At 62.9% G+C, this 18214-nt stretch carries 15 protein-coding genes; 7 read left to right on the top strand and 8 right to left on the bottom strand.

The annotated features are described in order from the left end of the window. The first annotated feature begins 282 nt into the window (after nucleotides 1-282). Nucleotides 283-1725: a methyl-accepting chemotaxis protein gene (locus tag K7431_RS18845; protein WP_442081902.1), complete on the top strand. Its 1443-nt coding sequence runs from the start codon at nucleotides 283-285 to the stop codon at nucleotides 1723-1725. Between the two features lie 281 nt (nucleotides 1726-2006). Here K7431_RS18845 and K7431_RS18840 read toward each other — a convergent pair whose 3' ends face one another. Next, entirely contained in the window at nucleotides 2007-2492 is a 486-nt protein-coding gene (locus K7431_RS18840) for a flavin reductase family protein (protein WP_012723540.1), read from the bottom strand. 321 nt (nucleotides 2493-2813) lie between these two features. On the opposite strand from K7431_RS18840, the gene K7431_RS18835 reads away from it, so the two are divergent. Continuing rightward, nucleotides 2814-4220 carry a purine-cytosine permease family protein gene (locus K7431_RS18835; protein ID WP_012723541.1) on the top strand — a complete coding sequence of 469 codons (1407 nt, stop codon included), beginning with the start codon at nucleotides 2814-2816 and terminating at the stop codon, nucleotides 4218-4220. Here the strand turns inward: K7431_RS18835 and K7431_RS18830 are convergent. From K7431_RS18830 to K7431_RS18800, 7 genes are all read right to left on the bottom strand, one after another. Continuing rightward, nucleotides 4208-4774 (bottom strand): sarcosine oxidase subunit gamma, encoded by a 567-nt coding sequence (locus tag K7431_RS18830; RefSeq protein ID WP_012723542.1) that lies wholly within the window; start codon nucleotides 4772-4774, stop codon nucleotides 4208-4210. The two genes, K7431_RS18835 and K7431_RS18830, sit on opposite strands and share 13 nt — an antisense overlap. 3 nt (nucleotides 4775-4777) lie before the next feature. Next, a complete protein-coding gene (locus K7431_RS18825) occupies nucleotides 4778-7675 on the bottom strand; it encodes a 2Fe-2S iron-sulfur cluster-binding protein (protein ID WP_012723543.1) in 2898 nt (965 codons plus the stop codon). Continuing rightward, nucleotides 7672-7971: a sarcosine oxidase subunit delta gene (locus K7431_RS18820; RefSeq protein ID WP_012723544.1), complete on the bottom strand. Its 300-nt coding sequence runs from the start codon at nucleotides 7969-7971 to the stop codon at nucleotides 7672-7674. Before K7431_RS18820 ends, K7431_RS18825 begins: the two co-directional genes overlap by 4 nt. Nucleotides 7972-7984: 13 nt before the next feature. Next, nucleotides 7985-9226 carry an FAD-dependent oxidoreductase gene (locus tag K7431_RS18815; RefSeq protein WP_012723545.1) on the bottom strand — a complete coding sequence of 414 codons (1242 nt, stop codon included), beginning with the start codon at nucleotides 9224-9226 and terminating at the stop codon, nucleotides 7985-7987. After that, nucleotides 9208-10113: a bifunctional methylenetetrahydrofolate dehydrogenase/methenyltetrahydrofolate cyclohydrolase FolD gene (folD, locus tag K7431_RS18810; protein WP_012723546.1), complete on the bottom strand. Its 906-nt coding sequence runs from the start codon at nucleotides 10111-10113 to the stop codon at nucleotides 9208-9210. Before folD ends, K7431_RS18815 begins: the two co-directional genes overlap by 19 nt. Further along, nucleotides 10110-10976, bottom strand: coding sequence for a formyltetrahydrofolate deformylase (purU, locus tag K7431_RS18805; RefSeq protein WP_012723547.1), 867 nt, complete (start codon nucleotides 10974-10976; stop codon nucleotides 10110-10112). Before purU ends, folD begins: the two co-directional genes overlap by 4 nt. A gap of 420 nt (nucleotides 10977-11396) precedes the next feature. Further along, nucleotides 11397-11996, bottom strand: a complete 600-nt coding sequence (locus tag K7431_RS18800; RefSeq protein ID WP_027603577.1) for a helix-turn-helix domain-containing protein — start codon at nucleotides 11994-11996, stop codon at nucleotides 11397-11399. 282 nt (nucleotides 11997-12278) lie between these two features. Between K7431_RS18800 and glnT the strand changes: the two genes are divergently transcribed. The 5 genes from glnT (at nucleotide 12279) to K7431_RS18775 (ending at nucleotide 18074) form a co-directional block, all read left to right on the top strand. Then, nucleotides 12279-13613 carry a type III glutamate--ammonia ligase gene (glnT, locus tag K7431_RS18795; protein WP_012723549.1) on the top strand — a complete coding sequence of 445 codons (1335 nt, stop codon included), beginning with the start codon at nucleotides 12279-12281 and terminating at the stop codon, nucleotides 13611-13613. 22 nt (nucleotides 13614-13635) lie between these two features. Continuing rightward, nucleotides 13636-14544, top strand: a complete 909-nt coding sequence (locus K7431_RS18790; RefSeq protein ID WP_012723550.1) for a class II glutamine amidotransferase — start codon at nucleotides 13636-13638, stop codon at nucleotides 14542-14544. Between the two features lie 11 nt (nucleotides 14545-14555). Further along, nucleotides 14556-15230: a protein glxC gene (locus K7431_RS18785; RefSeq protein ID WP_012723551.1), complete on the top strand. Its 675-nt coding sequence runs from the start codon at nucleotides 14556-14558 to the stop codon at nucleotides 15228-15230. A 14-nt stretch (nucleotides 15231-15244) separates the two neighbouring features. After that, nucleotides 15245-16567, top strand: coding sequence for an FMN-binding glutamate synthase family protein (locus tag K7431_RS18780; RefSeq protein ID WP_012723552.1), 1323 nt, complete (start codon nucleotides 15245-15247; stop codon nucleotides 16565-16567). A 181-nt stretch (nucleotides 16568-16748) separates the two neighbouring features. Continuing rightward, entirely contained in the window at nucleotides 16749-18074 is a 1326-nt protein-coding gene (locus K7431_RS18775) for an ammonium transporter (protein WP_043205169.1), read from the top strand. Nucleotides 18075-18214: the final 140 nt, after the last annotated feature.

Below are 18214 nucleotides of genomic sequence, written 5' to 3'. Positions count from 1 at the left end.
AGTATCAAGGGTGATGTGAAACGCTACCTGGCCAGCGATGCCGCGCAAGTCGCACCCGGCGAGCGCGACGAGCAGGTGTTCAAGCTGTTCGAAGGCTTGGCCCAGAGTCATTCGGCCTACACCTACCTGTCCCTGGGCACCGAGGACGGCGGTTATGTGTTCTGGCCCGGCGACCCCAAGCTGGCCAGCTACGATCCGCGCACACGCCCCTGGTACAAGACCGCCATGGCCCAGCCGGGCAAGACCCTGCGCACCTAGGCCTATTACTGGGCTGCCGACGATGTGGTGCTGGTCAGCACCGTGCAAAGTTTCAACGACCGCCAGGGCAAGGTGAGCGGGGTGGTCAACATCGACGTGTCCCTCAAGCAACTGACCGACCTGGTCAAGCAGATCAGGCTGGGCGAAAGCGGCTACCTGATGCTGATGGAAGCCAACAACACGGTGCTGGTGGACCCGAATGACCCGTCCCATAATTTCAAGCCTCTCGGCCAACTGGGCGATGGCTATCGTCAGTTGAGCGAAGCCGACCAAGGCCTGGTGCAGGTCGAGTTGGCGGGTGAGCGCTATATGGCGCTGGTGTGGCCGTCCAAGGCCTTGGGCTGGCGGTTTGTCGGGTTGGTGCGCGAGAGTGAAGTGATGGCCGGCGCGGCGCGCCTGACCTGGCTGATTGCAGCCATCGCGCTGGTGTGTGGTGTGCTGTTTGCGGTGGCGGGGGCCTGGTTTGCCGGGCTGATCGTCAAGCCGATTCGCGGCGTGGCCAGCGGCCTGGAAGGCATCGCCCAAGGTGAAGGTGACTTGACCGCGCGCCTGGCAGTGAAGGGGCGTGACGAGACGGCGCAACTGGCCGGCTGGTTCAATCAGTTCCTCGAAGCGATCCGCACGCTGATCCAGCGCATCGGGCAGGCGGCCGGGCAGATCCACAGCAGCTCCGGGAGTGCCACCGAAGTCTCGGTGGAAATGGCCGAAGTCGCCGAGCGACAGCGCGAAGCGGTGGATATGGTTTCGACGGCGTTTCATGAAATGGTTGCCACCTCCAACGAAGTCGCTCGCTCCTGTAGCCAGGCTGCCGACTCGGCCGATAACGGCCAGCGCCAGGCCCACACCGGGCAGCAGCAGATCGACGCAGCGGTGAGCAGTGTCGGGCGCTTGAGCGAGGAAATCGGCCACTCCGCCCAGGCCATGGAGCAGCTGGAAAAAGACAGCAATGACATCCAGTCGATCCTCGGCACCATCCGCTCCATTGCCGAGCAGACCAACCTGCTGGCCCTGAACGCCGCCATCGAAGCCGCGCGGGCGGGCCAGCAGGGCCGTGGGTTTGCGGTAGTGGCGGACGAGGTGCGCGCGCTGGCCAAGCGCACCTCGGACTCCACCGGTGAAATCGACGGGCTGCTCGGCAACCTGGCGCGCCGCACTCACCAGATGGGCAAGCAGATGCATGCGAGCCTGGAGGTGTCCCAGGAAACGGTGGTGTCGATCAACGACGCACGGGCCAGCTTTGGCCTGATCCGTGAGTCGGTCGACGTGATCCGCGACATGAACACGCAAATCGCCACCGCCGCCGAAGAGCAGCACCAGGTGGCCGAAGACATCAATCGGCATATCAGCCAGATTCATGGGGATGCGCAATTAGTGGCAAGCCTGGCCGACTCTACACGCCAGGATGCGCAGCAATTGACGGCGTTGTCGCAGACGTTGAATCAGCTGGTCATCCGCTTCCGCACTTAACTGGCACCGCAGCCCTTTGGGGGACGTTCGAATGAGGGAGCGGTCAAGCCCTAAGACCAGTCAGCTAAGAAGCAGCAAGAGCGAAAAGTAACCTGTGGCGAGGGAGCTTGCTCCCGTTGGACTGCGTAGCAGTCCCAGTCGTTTTAAACAAAGAGCTGGGGCCGCTTCGCGGCCCAACGGGAGCAAGCTCCCTCGCCACAGGTACAGTGTTTGCCTTAACTGACTGGCATTAGGGCAAGCCCCACATTTGATCTTCGGTGTTTTCAGAACGGTGTCGGGGATCAGGCCGGCAGTGGCAGGGCACCCATCTTGCCGTGGCAATACACCAGTGGCCCGGCGTTCTGCCGGGGCACGATCAGGTTCTTCACCGCGCCGACCATGATCGCGTGGTCGCCGCCTTCATATTCGCGCCACAACTCGCACTCGATCACCGCCGTGGCATTGGCCAGGATCGGGTTGCCCAACTCACTGAGCGTCCATTCGATGCCCTGGGCCTTGTCCTTGCCTTTGCGCGCAAAGGCATAGGCTTCGGTTTGCTGCCCACCGGAAAGCACATGAATGGCAAAGCGCTTGTTCTTGATCAACACCGGGTACGAGTCGGAGCTGTAGTTGGGGCAGAACAGCACCAGGGCCGGGTCCATGGACAGTGAACTGAAGGCACTGGCGGTCAACCCGACGATTTGCCCCTCGTCATCGAGCGTGGTGATCACGGTGACACCGGACGGAAACGAACCCATCACTTGTTTGTAGATAGCGGCATCGATCATGGGACGGTCCTCTGCGGTAAAGCGGTTTTTATGAGTTTGTAGGTCTGATGGTATACCGTAATACAGTCGATGCAACCGCTTTTTCAATCGCCCGATGAACGTCAATTCTCGGGTTTATCACCCATAAATACGGGAGCTATGGCGGGAAATAACGGAGTGCGCTGTGGCACACTTGCGGATCAGATGCGCGCTAAGACTACGGATCAGTCTTGTGAAAATGTTGGAATACCATAATATGGTGTTCATCTGAGGGGCGGCCAAAGAGCTCCCCCGGTTTGGCGTCAAACAACTATAAGATCAGACAAACGCGAGTTCATTTCCATGCCCCAGATGTCCCGGCAAGACCCCCTGATCGAGCATCACACGGTCGATTACGTCCCCCTCGCAGAGCGCCATGGAAAGGCCCGCGACCTGTTCACCTTATGGTTCAGCACCAACATCGCGCCGCTGCCGATCGTCACGGGCGCCATGGTGGCCCAGGTGTTCCATCTCAATCTGGCGTGGGGGCTGCTGGCGATTGCCCTCGGGCACCTGCTCGGCGGCATCGTGATTGCCCTCGCATCGGCCCAAGGCCCGCGCATGGGCATCCCGCAGATGGTGCAGAGCCGTGGCCAGTTCGGCCGTTACGGCGCGCTGCTGATCGTGTTCTTCGCCGCGCTGATCTACATTGGCTTTTTCATCTCCAATATCGTCCTGGCCGGCAAGTCCATCGTCGGCATCGTGCCGTCGGTGCCGGTGCCGGCGAGCATCCTGATCGGCGCCCTCAGCGCCACTGCCATCGGCGTGATCGGCTACCGCTTTATCCATACCCTCAACCGCATCGGCACCTGGGTGATGGGCAGCGCTTTGCTGGCCGGTTTTATCTACATTTTTGCCCATGACCTGCCGGCAGATTTCCTTACCCGTGGCGGCTTCAACGCGGCGGGCTGGTTGGCTACCGTGTCGCTGGGGGTGATCTGGCAGATCAGCTTTTCGCCCTACACCAGCGACTACTCGCGCTACCTGCCGGCGGACATTGGCATCACCCGGCCGTTCCTCGCCACCTACCTGGGCGCGACCCTCGGCACCATCCTGTCCTTCGCCTTTGGCCTGGTCGCTGCACTGGCCACGCCCGAAGGCACCGAAGCCATGGTCGCGGTCAAGCACGCCACCGGCTGGCTGGGGCCGATCCTGATGGTGCTGTTCCTGCTCAATATCATCAGCCACAACGCCCTGAATCTGTACGGCGCGGTGCTGTCGATCATCACCTCGGTCCAGACCTTCGCCAGCCACTGGACCCCCAGCATCAAGGTGCGCGTGGCGCTGTCGGGCGTGGTCCTGGCCGGTTGCTGCGTGGTGGCGTTGGGCGCGTCGGCGGACTTCATCTCGCAATTTATCGGCCTGATCCTCGCGCTGTTGCTGGTGTTGGTGCCGTGGGCGTCAATCAACCTGATCGACTTCTACATCATCAAGCGCGGGGTCTATGACATTGCCTCGATCTTCCAGGCCGATGGCGGGGTGTATGGGCGTTTCAACCTGCATGCGATCGTGGCGTACTTCATCGGCATCATCGTGCAACTGCCGTTTGCCAATACGTCGCTGTATGTGGGGCCGTGGGCCAACCTGGTGGAAGGCGCGGACTTGTCGTGGCTGGTGGGGTTGGTGGTGACGTGCCCGTTGTATTACTGCCTGGCGACACGTCAACACACCCAAAAGGTCAGGGCGGCGCGGTTGGGCTACACCGACTGACCCACCCCGCCGAACTCCTCCAGCGCATCCCGCAACGCGCCCTCGAAGTATGCCTTCGAGGCGCGATCCCAGAGGATATGAAACGCCGGCAGTTCCCCACTGCCTGTGTGGATGACAATCGCATTGACCCGCGCCACCGAGGTCTGCGCCACCATCCCCGGCTTGAAGGCCGGGAAACTGAGATCCACCCCGCACAGCTTCGCCATCACCTGCGCAATCACCTCCCCGCTGAGCCGCACACAGGCATGGCTGTCCTGGCGCGGCAGCAGGTAGTTGGCGCGGTGGTCCAGTTCCCAACGCGCTTCTTCATCGGCAATCCGTTGCCCCTGATCCTGCGGGCTGCCCAGCACCAGGTATTCGTTCTGCGACAGGCGCGCCACCCAACTGCCGTCCGCTTGCGCGCAGGCTTGGTTGGGCCCGCCCGGCAACGTGAAGCCGCGCGCCGTGAGGTACTCGGCGCTCTGTGCGCCGCGAAAGCCGACCCGGGGCAGGTCGGTCTGGTCCTGCAGTTGGCAGGGCGGCGTGAACAGTTCGTGGGCCTTCAGACTGGTCATGGCTTAACCCTCCTGGCGTTGGTTAGTGGGGTCGAAGAACGGCAGTTGCACCACCTCGGCCTGGACGACGATGCCGCCTTCGACGCGAATCGGAATGCGCTGCCCCGGTGTGCTTTGGTCGATCCCGGCGTAGGCCAGCCCGATGATGCGGCCCAGGCTGGTGGAGTATTCGCAGGAGGTGACGTTGCCGCTGATGTCCGCGCCGTTGAGTACCAGATGGCCTTCCAGCGGTTGCACACTGCCCTTGGGCAGGCTGAAGCCCACCAGTTTGCGTTTCAGCGGCTGGGCTTCGAGGATGTCCACCGAGCGGCGGCCGACGAAGAACGGCTTGGTGCGGCTGACCGCCCAGCCCATGTCGATTTCCGCCGGGTGGGTCATGCCATCGGTGTCCTGGCTGATGATTACGTGGCCTTTTTCCAGGCGCAGCAGGCGCTGGGTCTCGACGCCGAAGGGGCGAATGTCAAAGGCCTTGCCGGCCGTCATCAACGCGTCCCACAACGCCAGGCCGTGGCGTGCCGGTACGTGGATTTCATAGCCCAGTTCGCCGACGAAACCCACCCGCAGCAGGCGTGCCTTGATCCCGGCCACTGTGCCCTGGCGTACGCCCAGGTAGGGGAAGCCTTCGGCACTGAGGTCGAGATCGCTGCACACCTGCGCCAGCACCTTGCGCGAGTCCGGCCCGGCCACGTTCACCGCACAGATCGCGGCGGTGACGTTGGTCACGTCCACGTCCAGGCGCCACTGCGCGTTCCACTTGAGCATCTGCTGGTAAATACGATCGACGCCGCTGGTGGTGGCGGTGACGTAGAAGTGGTTGTCGGCCAGCCGCGCGCACACGCCGTCGTCGATCACCACGCCGTGTTCGTTGGTCATCAGCGCATAACGCGAACGGCCCACCGGCTGCTTGAGGAACGCGAAGGTGTAGAGGCGGTTAAGCAGTTCGGCGGCGTCCGGGCCGCGCACGTCGAGGCCGCCCAGTGTGGACACATCGATCATCCCGACCTTGTTGCGCACGTGCAGCGCTTCGGCCTGCATGCACGCTTCGCGGTCCTGGGCCTTGCCGTAATAGGCCGGGCGCTGCCAGATACCGGCGGGCATCATCTTCGCCCCGGCTTGCACATGGCGCGCGTGCATCGGCGTTTGGCGGTAGGGGTCGAAGGCGCGTCCCGCGACATGCGCGAGTTTCTCCGCCACGAACGGCGGCCGTGCGGTGGTGACCCCGGTTTCGCTGATAGTGCGCTGGGTTGCCCAGGCCACCAGCCGTGCGGTCGGCAGCGCCGAGTGGCGCCCCTGGGACGGGCCCATGCCGACCGTGGAATAGCGCTTCACCAATTGCACATCGCGGTAGCCAATGCGGGTGGCGTTGACGATGTCCGCCACCTGCAGGTCTTCGTCGAAGTCGACGAAATCCTTGCCCTTGGGGTGCGGGAAGATCGGCCAATGGAAGTTGACCTGCGCTTCAGGGCGCAGCGCTGCAGGCGGGCTGGTGCTGTTCAATCCGAGGGCGAGCAGGCTGTCGGCGGCGGCGTTGGTCGCATCCGCCAGCACATTGTCCAGTTGATGCCGACCGTGTACGGAACCGGCCACGCCCAGATTGCGCGGCAGGCCACTGAGGCTGAACTCCGCCCGCGAGTCTTCATAGGCCAGCTTGCCACCGGCCTGGCACAGCAACTGATAGACCGGCATATAACCGGCCGACATGCACAGCAGGTCGCAGTCGATCACTTGCCCGCTGGCGCTGACCTGGCCCTGGCCGGTGATCTGGCGCACGTCGACGCCCTTCACATGGCGCAGGCCTTTTTCATGCAGGGCCTCGAACACCGTACTGTTGCTCAGGCACGCGATCTTGCGCTGGGCCAGGGCACTCGGCAGGGCTTTGTCCGCCGGGGCGTGACGCAGGTCGATCACGGCGGCCACGTCCACGCCCTGGTCATGCAGGTCGAGGGCGGCCAGGTAGCCGTCATCGTTGCCGGTGAGCACCACCGCGCGCTTGCCGGGCTTGACCGCATACAGCTTCATCAGGCGTTGCGCCGCGCTGGTGAGCATCACCCCCGGCAGGTCATTGTTGCGGAAGACCACCGGTTGGTCGAACGAACCGCTGCACACCAGGCACTGCTGCGCGCGCACTTTGTACAGGCGCTTGCCCTGGATCACCGGCAGGTAGTTGTCGGTGAACCAGGCATTGCAGGTGGCGTCGGTGAGCACCTGGATATTCGCGTGTTGCTGCACCGCGCCCAGCAACTCGCGGCGCAGGGTGTCGGCACGGGTGCCGGCAATATCGAAGCGCGCGTAGGTCAGCGACCCGCCGAGGATCGGTTGCTGCTCGATCAGCAGCACCTTGGCGCCGGCATTCGCGGCGGTCAGCGCGGCCTGCAAGCCAGCGGGGCCGGCGCCGATCACGGCGAGGTCGGTAAACAGGTAGGCCTTGTCGTAGTACTCGGGTTGGAACGTCAGGTCGAGCACGCCCAGGCCGGCCTTTTTGCGAATGATCGGCTCCCAGACTTTCCACATGCCCTTGGGCTTGTAGAACGAACGGTAGTAGAAGCCCACCGGCATGAACTTGGAGAATTTGCCCAGGTAGGCGTCCTTGTCGTTGTCCAGCGAGCCGTTGACGTTCTGCGCCGTCACCGCCAAGCCGGCGGACAGCGCGTGGGCGTCGGCTAATACGTTGGGTTCGCGAGGCAGTTGCACCAGGCTGTTGGCGTCCTGGCCGGCCATGGTCAACGGGCCGCGTGGGCGGTGGTATTTGAACGAGCGCGACATCAGGAAGCGCCCGTTGGCGAGCAGGGCGCTGGCGATGCTGTCGCCCTGCAAACCTTGGTAGGGCAGGCCGTCGAAGCTGAAGTCGAGTGGCTGGTCACGTTGGATCAGCAGGCCCATGGGGGCGGGGAGGCGGTTCATCCGGCGATCTCCTTGGCGGTGGTGAAGTCGACGCGGGTGGTGAACACTTCGCGCGGATCGAAGGTGCGCACGATCTCGTCGGTGACCGTGTGGCGCTCGGCGAGGAACCAGTAGCTGGACGGCGTGTGCATCCACCATTCGCGCACCACGCCGGCAAGGTTGTCGGTGTTGAACACGTAGTCGGCCCATTCGGCATCGCTGCAGGTCAGCGGGTCGGGCATCGGTTTGAATTCACCGCCGTAGGTGAACTCGCTGATATTGCGCGGCCCGTTGAGCGGGCAAATCATGATTTTCATCGTCTGCTCTCCGTCAGTGGCTGGCCGCTGTGGCGCCCATTTCGTTGACTTGCTGGAAGGTCGAAAAGCGCTCGAGGCCGAAGGGTTTGATCAAGTCCGGCACCTTGCCGCCGCTGGCGACCAGCTCGGCCATGGTCTTGCCGCAGATCGGCGTGGCCTTGAAGCCCCAGGTGCCCCAGCCGGCGTCGAGGTAGTAATTCTTCACCGGCGACAGGCCCATGATCGGGCTGTAGTCGGGGGTCATGTCGGTGATCCCGGCCCACTGGCGCATCAACTTGGCGTTGGCCAGGAACGGGAACATCTCGATGGCATGGGCCAGCAGGCTTTCCTTGAGGTCCAGGGTCGAACGCGTGTTGAACAGCGGGTAGGGATCGGAACCGCCACCGAACACCACTTCGCCACGGCTGGTTTGTTGCACGTAGCAGTGCAGCGCCGAGGAACTTACCAGCGGATCGAGGAACGGCTTGAACGGCTGCGTGACCATGGCCTGCAGCGGGAACGTCTGGATCGGCGAGCGGATGCCGGCCTTGGCCATCAGCAGCGAGCTGTGCCCGGCAATCGCCTGCACCGCGCAACCACACTTGATGGTGCCGCGATTGGTTTTCACCGCGGTGATGGCGCCGTTTTCGATGATCAGGTCCTGCACTTCAGTGAGCTGGTGGATCTCCACGCCGCGCTTGGCTGCCTGCTTGGCGTAGCCCCACGCCACGGCATCGTGGCGCGCGGTGGCGCCGTCGATATGCCAGAGCCCGGCAATCACCGGCAAGTGGCCGGGGTCGAGGTTAAGGCTGGGCACCAGCTCGCGGATCTGCTGGCGATCGATCATCTCGGTACGCCCGCCGAAGTGCTTGTTGACCTCGGCGCGCTGGCGGAACGAACGCACGGTGGCGTCGGTGTGGGCCAGGGTCAGTTGGCCGCGCTCGGAGTACATGATGTTGAAATCGAATTCGTTGGACAGCGACTGGAACATCTTCACCGACTCGGCGTAGAAACGAACGCCTTCGCTGGTCAGGTAGTTGGAGCGGATCACCGCCGTATTGCGCGCGGTATTGCCGCCGCCCAGGTAGGCCTTTTCCAGCACCGCGATATTGGTGATGCCGTGGTACTTGGCCAGGTAGTAGGCCGTCGCCAGGCCATGGCCACCGGCGCCGATGATCACCACGTCGTAACTCGACTTGAGAGCCTTGGGCGATGGCAAATCCACCTCCACCGGGTACTCGGAACTCAGCCCGTATTTCAATAGATTGAATGGCATACGGCCTCCGATTGGCTGCGTAGGGCGTGGTGTTGCGCCTGGGCGGCGGCCACGGTGTTTTTCATCAGGAAGGCAATGGTCATCGGCCCGACACCGCCGGGCACCGGGGTGATGGCGGCGACATGGGGCAGGGCGCTGTCGAAGTCGACATCACCCACCAGGCGGCTGCGGCCGTCGTCGTCGATGCGGTTGATACCGACATCGATCACCACTGCGCCGGGTTTCAACCAGCTCGCGTCAATCAAGCGGGCGCGGCCCACGGCAGCGATCACGATATCGGCCTGGCGGCACAGGGCCTGGGCGTCGTGGCTGCGTGAGTGCAGCACGGTCACCGAGCAATCCGCCTTGAGCAGCAGCGCGGCCATGGGCTTGCCAACGATGTTCGAACGGCCGATCACTACCGCGTGCTTCCCGCGCAGGTCGCCGCAGGTGTGTTCCAGCAGGTACAGGCAACCGCTCGGCGTGCACGGCGTGAGCACCGCGCGCCCCTGGCTGAGGCCGCCGACGTTCTGGCTGTGAAAACCGTCGACGTCCTTGTCCGGCGCGATGGCCTCCAGGGCGCGCAGTTCGTCCATCTGCGCCGGCAACGGCAATTGCAGGAGGATGCCGTGGATCGCCGGGTCGGCATTCAATTGGCCGATCAGGATCAACAATTGTTCGGTGCTGGTATCGCTGGGCAGGCGATGCTCCACGGAGCGGATGCCCACCTCTTCGGCGCGCAGGATCTTGTTGCGCACATACACCTGGCTGGCCGGGTCGTTGCCCACCAGGATCACCGCCAGCGCCGGTTGAATAGCCTGCCCATGCAGGCGCGCCACGTCTTCGCGCACTTGCAGCAGCACCCGTGCGGCGGCGGCTTTGCCGTCGATCAGTTTATGCGCGTTCACCGGAACACCACCGTTCTGTCCTGATTGAGGAAGACCCGGTGCTCCAGGTGGTACTTGACCGCCTTGGACAGGGCCACGGTTTCGGTGTCGCGACCGATGGCGACCAGGTCGTCAGGCTTGTACACGTGGTCGACGCGCTGCACTTCCTGCTCGATGATCGGGCCCTCATCCAGGTCGCTGGTCACGTAGTGCGCGGTGGCACCGATCAACTTCACGCCGCGTTGATAAGCCTGGTGATAGGGCTTGGCACCCTTGAAACCGGGCAGGAACGAATGGTGGATATTGATCGCCCGCCCCGACAGTTGCCGGCACAGGTCGTCGGAGAGGATCTGCATGTAGCGCGCCAACACCACCAGTTCGGTGCGGGTGTCGTCGACGATCTTCATCAACTCGGCTTCCTGCGCGGCCTTGTTGTCCTTGGACACCGGCAGGTAGATAAAGCGAATGCCCTCGCGCTCGGCCATCGGCCGCAGATCGAGGTGGTTGGAGACGATGGCGGTGATGGTCATGTCCATCTCGCCCTTGTGGTATCGGTAGAGCAGGTCGGTGAGGCAGTGGTCGAACTTGCTCACCATCAGCATCACGCGCATTGGCTCGCGGGTGTCGTGCAGCTCCCACTGCATGTCGAAGGCCTGGGCGACATCGGCGAAACCGTCTCTGATCTCTTGCAGGTTGCCCGCATGGCCATCGTTGAAGCGGAACACCGCACGCATGAAGAAGCGGCCGCTGAAGTCATCGTCGAACTGCGCCATCTCCCCGATGTAGCACGCCTTGTCCGCCAGGTAAGTGGTGACGGCAGCGACAATGCCGGACACCGCGGGACAAGTGACCTTGATGATGAAATGGTTTTTTTCGTGTTGCATGACACGTCCTCGGGATGATGGCGGCAGCTCATCGCATAGCGAAAAAATGTCTGAGGACAGCAGGCTCATTCCTTGAGCGCGTTTTCTTGTGGGGAATAAAATATTCCTGAAGTGGCTTTATAGGGGAATGAGGGCGGGGCGTCTAGGGGTTTTGGGAAAGATTTTTAACTGGGGGGAATTTTTTTCGGGGGCGACGGGAAGGTCGAATGCGATCAAAGGTGGGCGCTGGCTTGCCTGCGCTGGTCACAGGTCTCTGCAAAACTGTAGTGAGCGGGCTTGCCCCGCGCTGGGCGGCGAAGCCGCCCCCATAAAGACATCGCCGAGTTCCAGATAAGACCAAGTCGCCTGGTTTGGGGCGGCTTCGCCGCCCAGCGCGGGGCAAGCCCGCTCACTACAAGGTGCTCATGCGCCGTTCGTGCATCACTCTTTGTCGTTGCCGTAGTTCATGATCGATAACAACCGAATCGGCACCCGCACCAACTCCTCCGGCCCATGGGGAATCTCGCCCTCAAACGTCAGGCTGTCCCCGGCCTCCATGCGATACAGCTGGTTGCCGTGGCGATAAATCAGCTCCCCTTCAAGCAGGTGCAGAAACTCGGTCCCTGGGTGCGCAAACGTCGGAAACTCCTCACTGGCGTCATCCATGCTCACCATGTACGCCTCGAAGCTCTTCTTCGGCCCGCGCGTATGGTTGAGCAGGTGATAGGTATGCCCCTTCTCCGTCCCCCGGCGCACCACTTCCATGCCTTGGTCGGCCTTGACCAGCAAGGCGCTGCCATCCTGCTGGTCGTATTCGCTGAATAATTTCGAGAGCGGCAGCCCGAGCACATCGCACAGGCGGCTCAAGGTATCGAGGCTGGTAGAGACCTGGGCGTTCTCGATCTTGCTCAACATGCCCTGGCTGATATCGGCAATTTTTGCCACGTCAGATAGCTTCAGGTCCTGGGCCTGGCGCTGGCGTTTGATCTGCAGCCCCAGGTATTGCTCGAGCTTGAGGCGCGGGGCGGTTTCGGTGGACATGATCATCGGCTCCTGCACGGTTTCCGTTCAGTAATATTATTTTCGCACTGGGAAAGTGCAAAGTCTGGCGCTTAAAGGCCACCCCGCTGTACGTATTCCTGCAGGGAAAAGAATTTTCCCATATATACAGCACAAAAGCGCTTTCACCGGCACATCAAACAGCCGTCCGCGAATCTGGCAAGGGTATTGCATTCCTGTAGGGAAACTAACTTTCTTTTTAGGAATAAAAAGACAGCCTAGGCCCACCCACACGGTTTTGCCTTTCGCGAGGAGTGACACGCAATGTTGCCAGCAGAAACCCAGCGCATCATCGACAAGCACGGGATCAAGTACGTGCTTGCGCAGTTTGTGGATATACACGGTGCGGCCAAGACCAAGTCGGTGCCCATCTGCGGGCTCAAGACAGTGGCCGAAGAGGGCGCGGGGTTTGCCGGGTTTGCCATCAGCGGCATGGGCATGGAGCCCCACGGTCCGGACTTCATGGCGCGCGGCGATCTGTCGACATTGACCCCGGTACCCTGGCAGCCAGGTTATGGGCGTGTGGTGTGTGTCGGCCATGTCGACGGCAAACCCCACCCCTACGACAGCCGCTACGTGTTGCAGCAACAAGTGCAGCGCCTGCAGGACAAGGGCTGGACGCTGAACACCGGCCTCGAACCCGAGTTCAACCTGATGCGCCGTGACGAGCAGGGCACGTTGCAATTGGTCGACCCCAGCGACAACCTCGACAAGCCTTGCTACGACTACAAGGGCCTGTCGCGTTCGCGGGTGTTCCTCGAACGCCTGACCGAAGCCTTGCAGGCGGTGGATTTCGAGGTCTATCAAATCGACCACGAAGACGCCAACGGCCAGTTCGAGATCAACTACACCTACAGCGACGCCCTGACGTCCGCCGACCGTTTCACCTTCTTCCGCATGGCCGCCGGCGAGATCGCCAATGACCTGGGCATGATCTGCTCCTTCATGCCCAAGCCCGACCCGAAACGCGCCGGCAATGGCATGCACTTTCACCTGTCGATCAGCAGCGCCGAGAACAAAAACCTGTTCCATGACGCCAGCGACCCGAGCGGCATGGGCTTGTCGACACTTGCCTATCACTTCGCCGCCGGCTTGCTTGCCCATGGCCCGGCGCTGTGTGCGTTCGCCGCGCCCACGGTCAACTCGTACAAGCGCCTGGTGGTCGGCAACTCGTTGTCCGGCGCCACCTGGGCCCCGGCCTTTATCGCGTTTGGCGCCAACAATCGCTCGGCCATGGTGCGCGTGCCGTACGGTCGCCTGGAATTTCGCCTGCCGGATGCAGGCTGCAACCCCTATCTGGTCAGCGCCGCGATCATCGCCGCGGGCCTGGACGGTATCGATCGCCAGCTGGAAATCGACCACGTCTGCAACGAAAACCTCTACAGCCTGAGCCTCGAGCAGATCGCCGAGCGCGGCATCAAGACCCTGCCGCAATCCCTCAAGGAAGCCTGCGACGCGCTGGAAGCCGACGCGCTGTTCGCCGAAGTGCTTGGCCCGCAGATCGTGGGCGAGTTCATCAAGCTCAAGCGCATGGAGTGGGTGGAGTACAGCCGCCATGTGAGCGACTGGGAAATCCAGCGCTATACCGAATTTTTCTGACACCGTGTGACGGAGACTTGTTATGTGTGGAATCGTAGGCCTGTACCTGAAGAATCCGCAGCTGGAACCCCAGCTCGGCAAGCTGTTTGAACCCATGCTGCAAGCCATGACCGACCGTGGCCCGGACAGCGCCGGTTTCGCCATCTACGGCGATGAAGTCGCCGATGGCTGGGTCAAGCTGACCCTGCAAGCCACCACCGAAGCCTTCGACTGGAAAGGCTTGATGGGCGAGCTGGAAGGGCGCCTCGGCTGTTCCCTGGATTGGTTCCAGAACGCCAGCGCCGCGGTACTTAAGATCCACGCCGATGAAGCCCCGGTACGCCTGGCCCTGGCCGAACTGGCGCCGAGCGTGCGCATCATGAGCGCCGGGCAGAGTATCGAGATCCTCAAGGGCATGGGCCTGCCCCAGGAGATTTCCCAGCGCTTCGGCCTGGCAAACATGCAGGGCAGCCACATCATCGGCCACACGCGCATGGCCACGGAAAGCGCGGTGACCATGGAAGGCAGCCACCCGTTTTCCACTGGCGCCGACCTGTGCCTGGTGCACAACGGCTCGCTGTCCAACCACTTCCGCCTGCGCCAGGAACTCAAGCGCGAAGGCATCCATTTTGAAACCGACAACGACACCGAAGTTGCCGCCGGCTACCTGACCTGGCGCCTGCAACAGGGTGATTCGCTCAAAGAGGCGCTGGACCATTCCCTGGAAGACCTCGACGGCTTCTTCACCTTCGCCATCGGCACGCGCAACGGCTTTGCGGTGATCCGCGACCCGATTGCGTGCAAGCCGGCGATCCTCGCCGAGACCGACGACTACGTCGCCATGGCCTCCGAGTACCAGGCGCTGTCGAGCCTGCCGGGCATCGAGAATGCGCGGATCTGGGAGCCGGCACCGGCCACGTTGTACATCTGGGAACGCGAGTCAGCAGCTTAAGGAGCGCACACATGAAAACTATCGATCTTTCCACCGCCACCGTGCGTGACCTCAACCAGGCGTTGCACGCCCAGGCCATCGACAACGAGTGGCGCGTGACCCATTCCAACGGCAAGCACAACCTCGCCGTGGGCGTGAACCAGGCCGTGTCCATCGATATCGAGGGCCACGCCGGTTATTACTGCGCAGGCATGAACCAACAGGCCTCGATCACCGTGCACGGCAATGTCGGCGTGGGCTGCGCCGAGAACATGATGTCCGGCTCGGTGCGCGTCAAAGGCAGCGCGTCCCAGGCGGCCGGGGCCACGGCCCATGGCGGTCTGCTGGTGATCGAGGGCGACGCGGGCGCGCGTTGCGGGATTTCCATGAAGGGCATCGACATCGTCGTCGGCGGCAGCATCGGCCATATGAGCTGCTTCATGGGCCAGGCCGGGCGTCTGGTGGTGTGCGGCGACGCCGGCGATGCGCTGGGCGATTCGCTCTACGAAACCCACATCTACGTGAAAGGCACGGTGGAGTCCCTGGGCTCGGACTGCGTCGAAAAAGAGATGCGCAGCGAACACCTGCACGAGCTGCAGGAACTGCTCGACCGCGCCGGTTTTGCCCACCAGGCGGCAGATTTCAAGCGCTACGGCTCGGCCCGTCAACTCTACAACTTCAAAGTCGATAACGCCTCCGCGTACTGATCAGGAGCTCCACCATGACTGAACAAACCCCTCCGGTCCTGCGCGAGTCGGCCACCTTCGACCGCCTGACCATCCAGGAAATCCAGCGTGCCGCCGAAACGGGCATCTACGATATTCGCGGTGGCGGCACCAAGCGCAAGCTGCCGCACTTCGATGACTTGCTGCTGCTCGGCGCCAGCGTGTCGCGCTACCCGCTGGAAGGCTATCGCGAGAAGTGCGGCACCGATGTGATCCTCGGCAATCGCTTCGCCAAGAAGCCTATCCACCTGAAGATTCCGGTGACCATCGCTGGCATGAGTTTCGGTGCGCTGTCGGCCAACGCTAAGGAAGCCCTGGGCCGTGGCGCGACCATCGCCGGCACCAGCACCACCACCGGTGACGGCGGCATGACCCCGGAAGAGCGCGGCCAGTCTCAGCACCTGGTGTATCAGTACCTGCCGTCGCGCTACGGCATGAACCCGGATGATCTGCGCAAGGCTGACGCCATCGAGATTGTCCTCGGCCAGGGCGCCAAGCCCGGCGGCGGCGGCATGTTGCTCGGCATGAAAGTCACCGAGCGTGTGGCCGGCATGCGCACCTTGCCGATCGGCGTGGACCAGCGCAGCGCCTGTCGCCACCCGGACTGGACCGGCCCGGATGACCTGGCGATCAAGATTGCCGAGCTGCGTGAAATCACCGATTGGGAAAAACCGATCTACGTGAAAATCGGCGCGAGCCGGCCGTATTACGACGTGAAGCTGGCGGTCAAGGCCGGTGCCGATGTGATCGTACTCGACGGCATGCAAGGCGGTACTGCCGCGACCCAGGAAGTGTTTATCGAGCATGTGGGCATCCCGATTTTGTCGGCCATCCCGCAAGCGGTACAGGCTTTGCAAGAGATGGGCATGCACCGCAAGGTCCAGTTGATCGTGTCGGGCGGGATTCGTAATGGTGCCGATGTGGCCAAGGCCATGGCGATGGGCGCGGACGCGGTGGCCATCGGCACGGCGGCGCTGATTGCCCTGGGCGACAACCACCCACGGCTGGACGCGGAACTGAAAAAGATCGGCTCGGCCGCCGGCTTCTACGACGACTGGCAGAACGGCCGCGATCCGGCGGGCATCACCACTCAGGACCCGGAGCTGTCCAAGCGCCTTGACCCGGTGGAAGGCGGGCGGCGGTTGGCCAACTACCTGCGGGTGATGGTGCTGGAGGCACAGACCATGGCGCGTGCGTGCGGCAAATCGCACCTGCACAACCTCGACCCCGAGGACTTGGTGGCGCTGACCGTGGAGTCGGCCGCCATGGCCCGGGTACCGCTGGCGGGGACCCGTTGGGTGCCGGGCTCCGGTTACTAGCGGGCCCCTGTAGTGAGCGGGCTTGCCCCGCGCCGGGTGGCAAAGCCGCCCCAATAAAGCCGCCGCATTCATTGAGGTAGAAATGCGGCGGTTGGTTTAAGGGCGGCTTCGCCACCCAGCGCGGGGCAAGCCCGCTCACTACACCCAGGTACTTCCCATTTCTTTTGCAGGAGCTTTGAACATGGTCAATCGTCTTCTTGGCAAATCCCTCTTCGGTTTATTAGTGGCCGGTGCCTTTGCACCCTTGGCGTACGCCGCTGATGCACCCACCTTGAACACCGGCAGCACCGCCTGGATGGTCACCGCCGCCGTGCTGGTGCTGTTCATGTGCTTGCCGGGGCTTGCGCTGTTCTACGGCGGCCTCGTCCGTGCGAAAAACATGCTTTCGCTGTTCACCCAGTGCTTCGGCATCGCCGGGTTGGTGGGTGTGCTGTGGGTGATCTACGGCTACAGCATGGTGGTCGACACCACCGGCATGGTCGAAGGGCAGGTGACCTTCAACAGTTTTGTCGGCGGCCTCAGCCGCGCCTTCCTGGCGGGCATGACCCCGGAGAGCCTGGTGGGGGATATTCCGGAAGGGGTGTTCGTGACCTTCCAGATGACGTTCGCCATCATCACCCCGGCCCTGATCGCCGGCGCCTTTGCCGAACGCATGAAGTTCTCGGCGGCGCTGCTGTTCATGGCCATCTGGTTCACCTTGGTCTATGCCCCGGTGGCGCATATGGTCTGGGGCGGTTCGGGGGCCTTGATGCATAACTGGGGCGTGCTTGATTTTGCCGGCGGTACCGCCGTGCACATCAATGCCGGTGTGGCCGCGCTGGCCGCGTGCCTGATCCTCGGCAAGCGCAAGGGCTACCAGAACACGCCAATGCCTGCGCATAACCTCAGCCTGACCATGGCCGGCGCGGCGATGCTCTGGGTCGGCTGGTTCGGCTTCAATATCGGCTCCGGTGGCGGCCTCAGCGGCACCTCGGGCATCGTCATGCTCAACACTCAATTGGGCGCCTGCGCCGGGATTCTTGGCTGGATGTTCACCGAGTGGTTCAAGGTCGGCAAGCCCAGTGCCCTCGGCCTGGCCAGCGGCGCGTTGGCTGGCCTGGTGGGGATCACCCCGGCGTGTGCCTACGTGGGCGTCGGCGGTGCGTTGGCCATCGGCTTGCTGTGCGGGGTGTTCTGTTACTTGAGCGTGACGGTGTTGAAGCGGCGCTTTGGCTACGACGACAGCCTCGACGTGTTCGGCTTGCACGGCATCGGCGGCATGATCGGCGCGGTGTTGACCGGTGTGTTCTGCGTACCGTCCATGGGGGGCCTGGTGGAAGGTGTGACCATGGGGGGGCAGGTGGTTGCCCAGCTTAAGGGAGTGCTGCTGACCACGGTGTACTGCTTTGTGATCAGTTGGATCATCCTCAAGGTGGTCAATGCCCTGGTCGGGTTGCGTGCCCATGAGTCGGTGGAGGAGATGGGGCTGGACCTGGCCGAGCATAACGAGCGGGCCTACAACCACTGATCATTTTCCCGCTGGCGGCCTGACAGCCGAGCGGCATCTAACGGTTAGACCGCGATGCAAATGTGGGAGGGGGCTTGCCCCCGATAGCGGTGTGTCAGTCGATTCATCAGGTGACTGATTCAGCGCCATCGGGGCATCGG

The sequence above is a fragment of the Pseudomonas fluorescens group sp. genome, assembly GCF_020093335.1.
GTDB classification, from domain to species: Bacteria; Pseudomonadota; Gammaproteobacteria; order Pseudomonadales; family Pseudomonadaceae; genus Aquipseudomonas; species Aquipseudomonas petroselini.
Note: the sequence above shows the minus strand (reverse complement) of the source record. Positions and strands in the feature narration are given on the sequence as shown.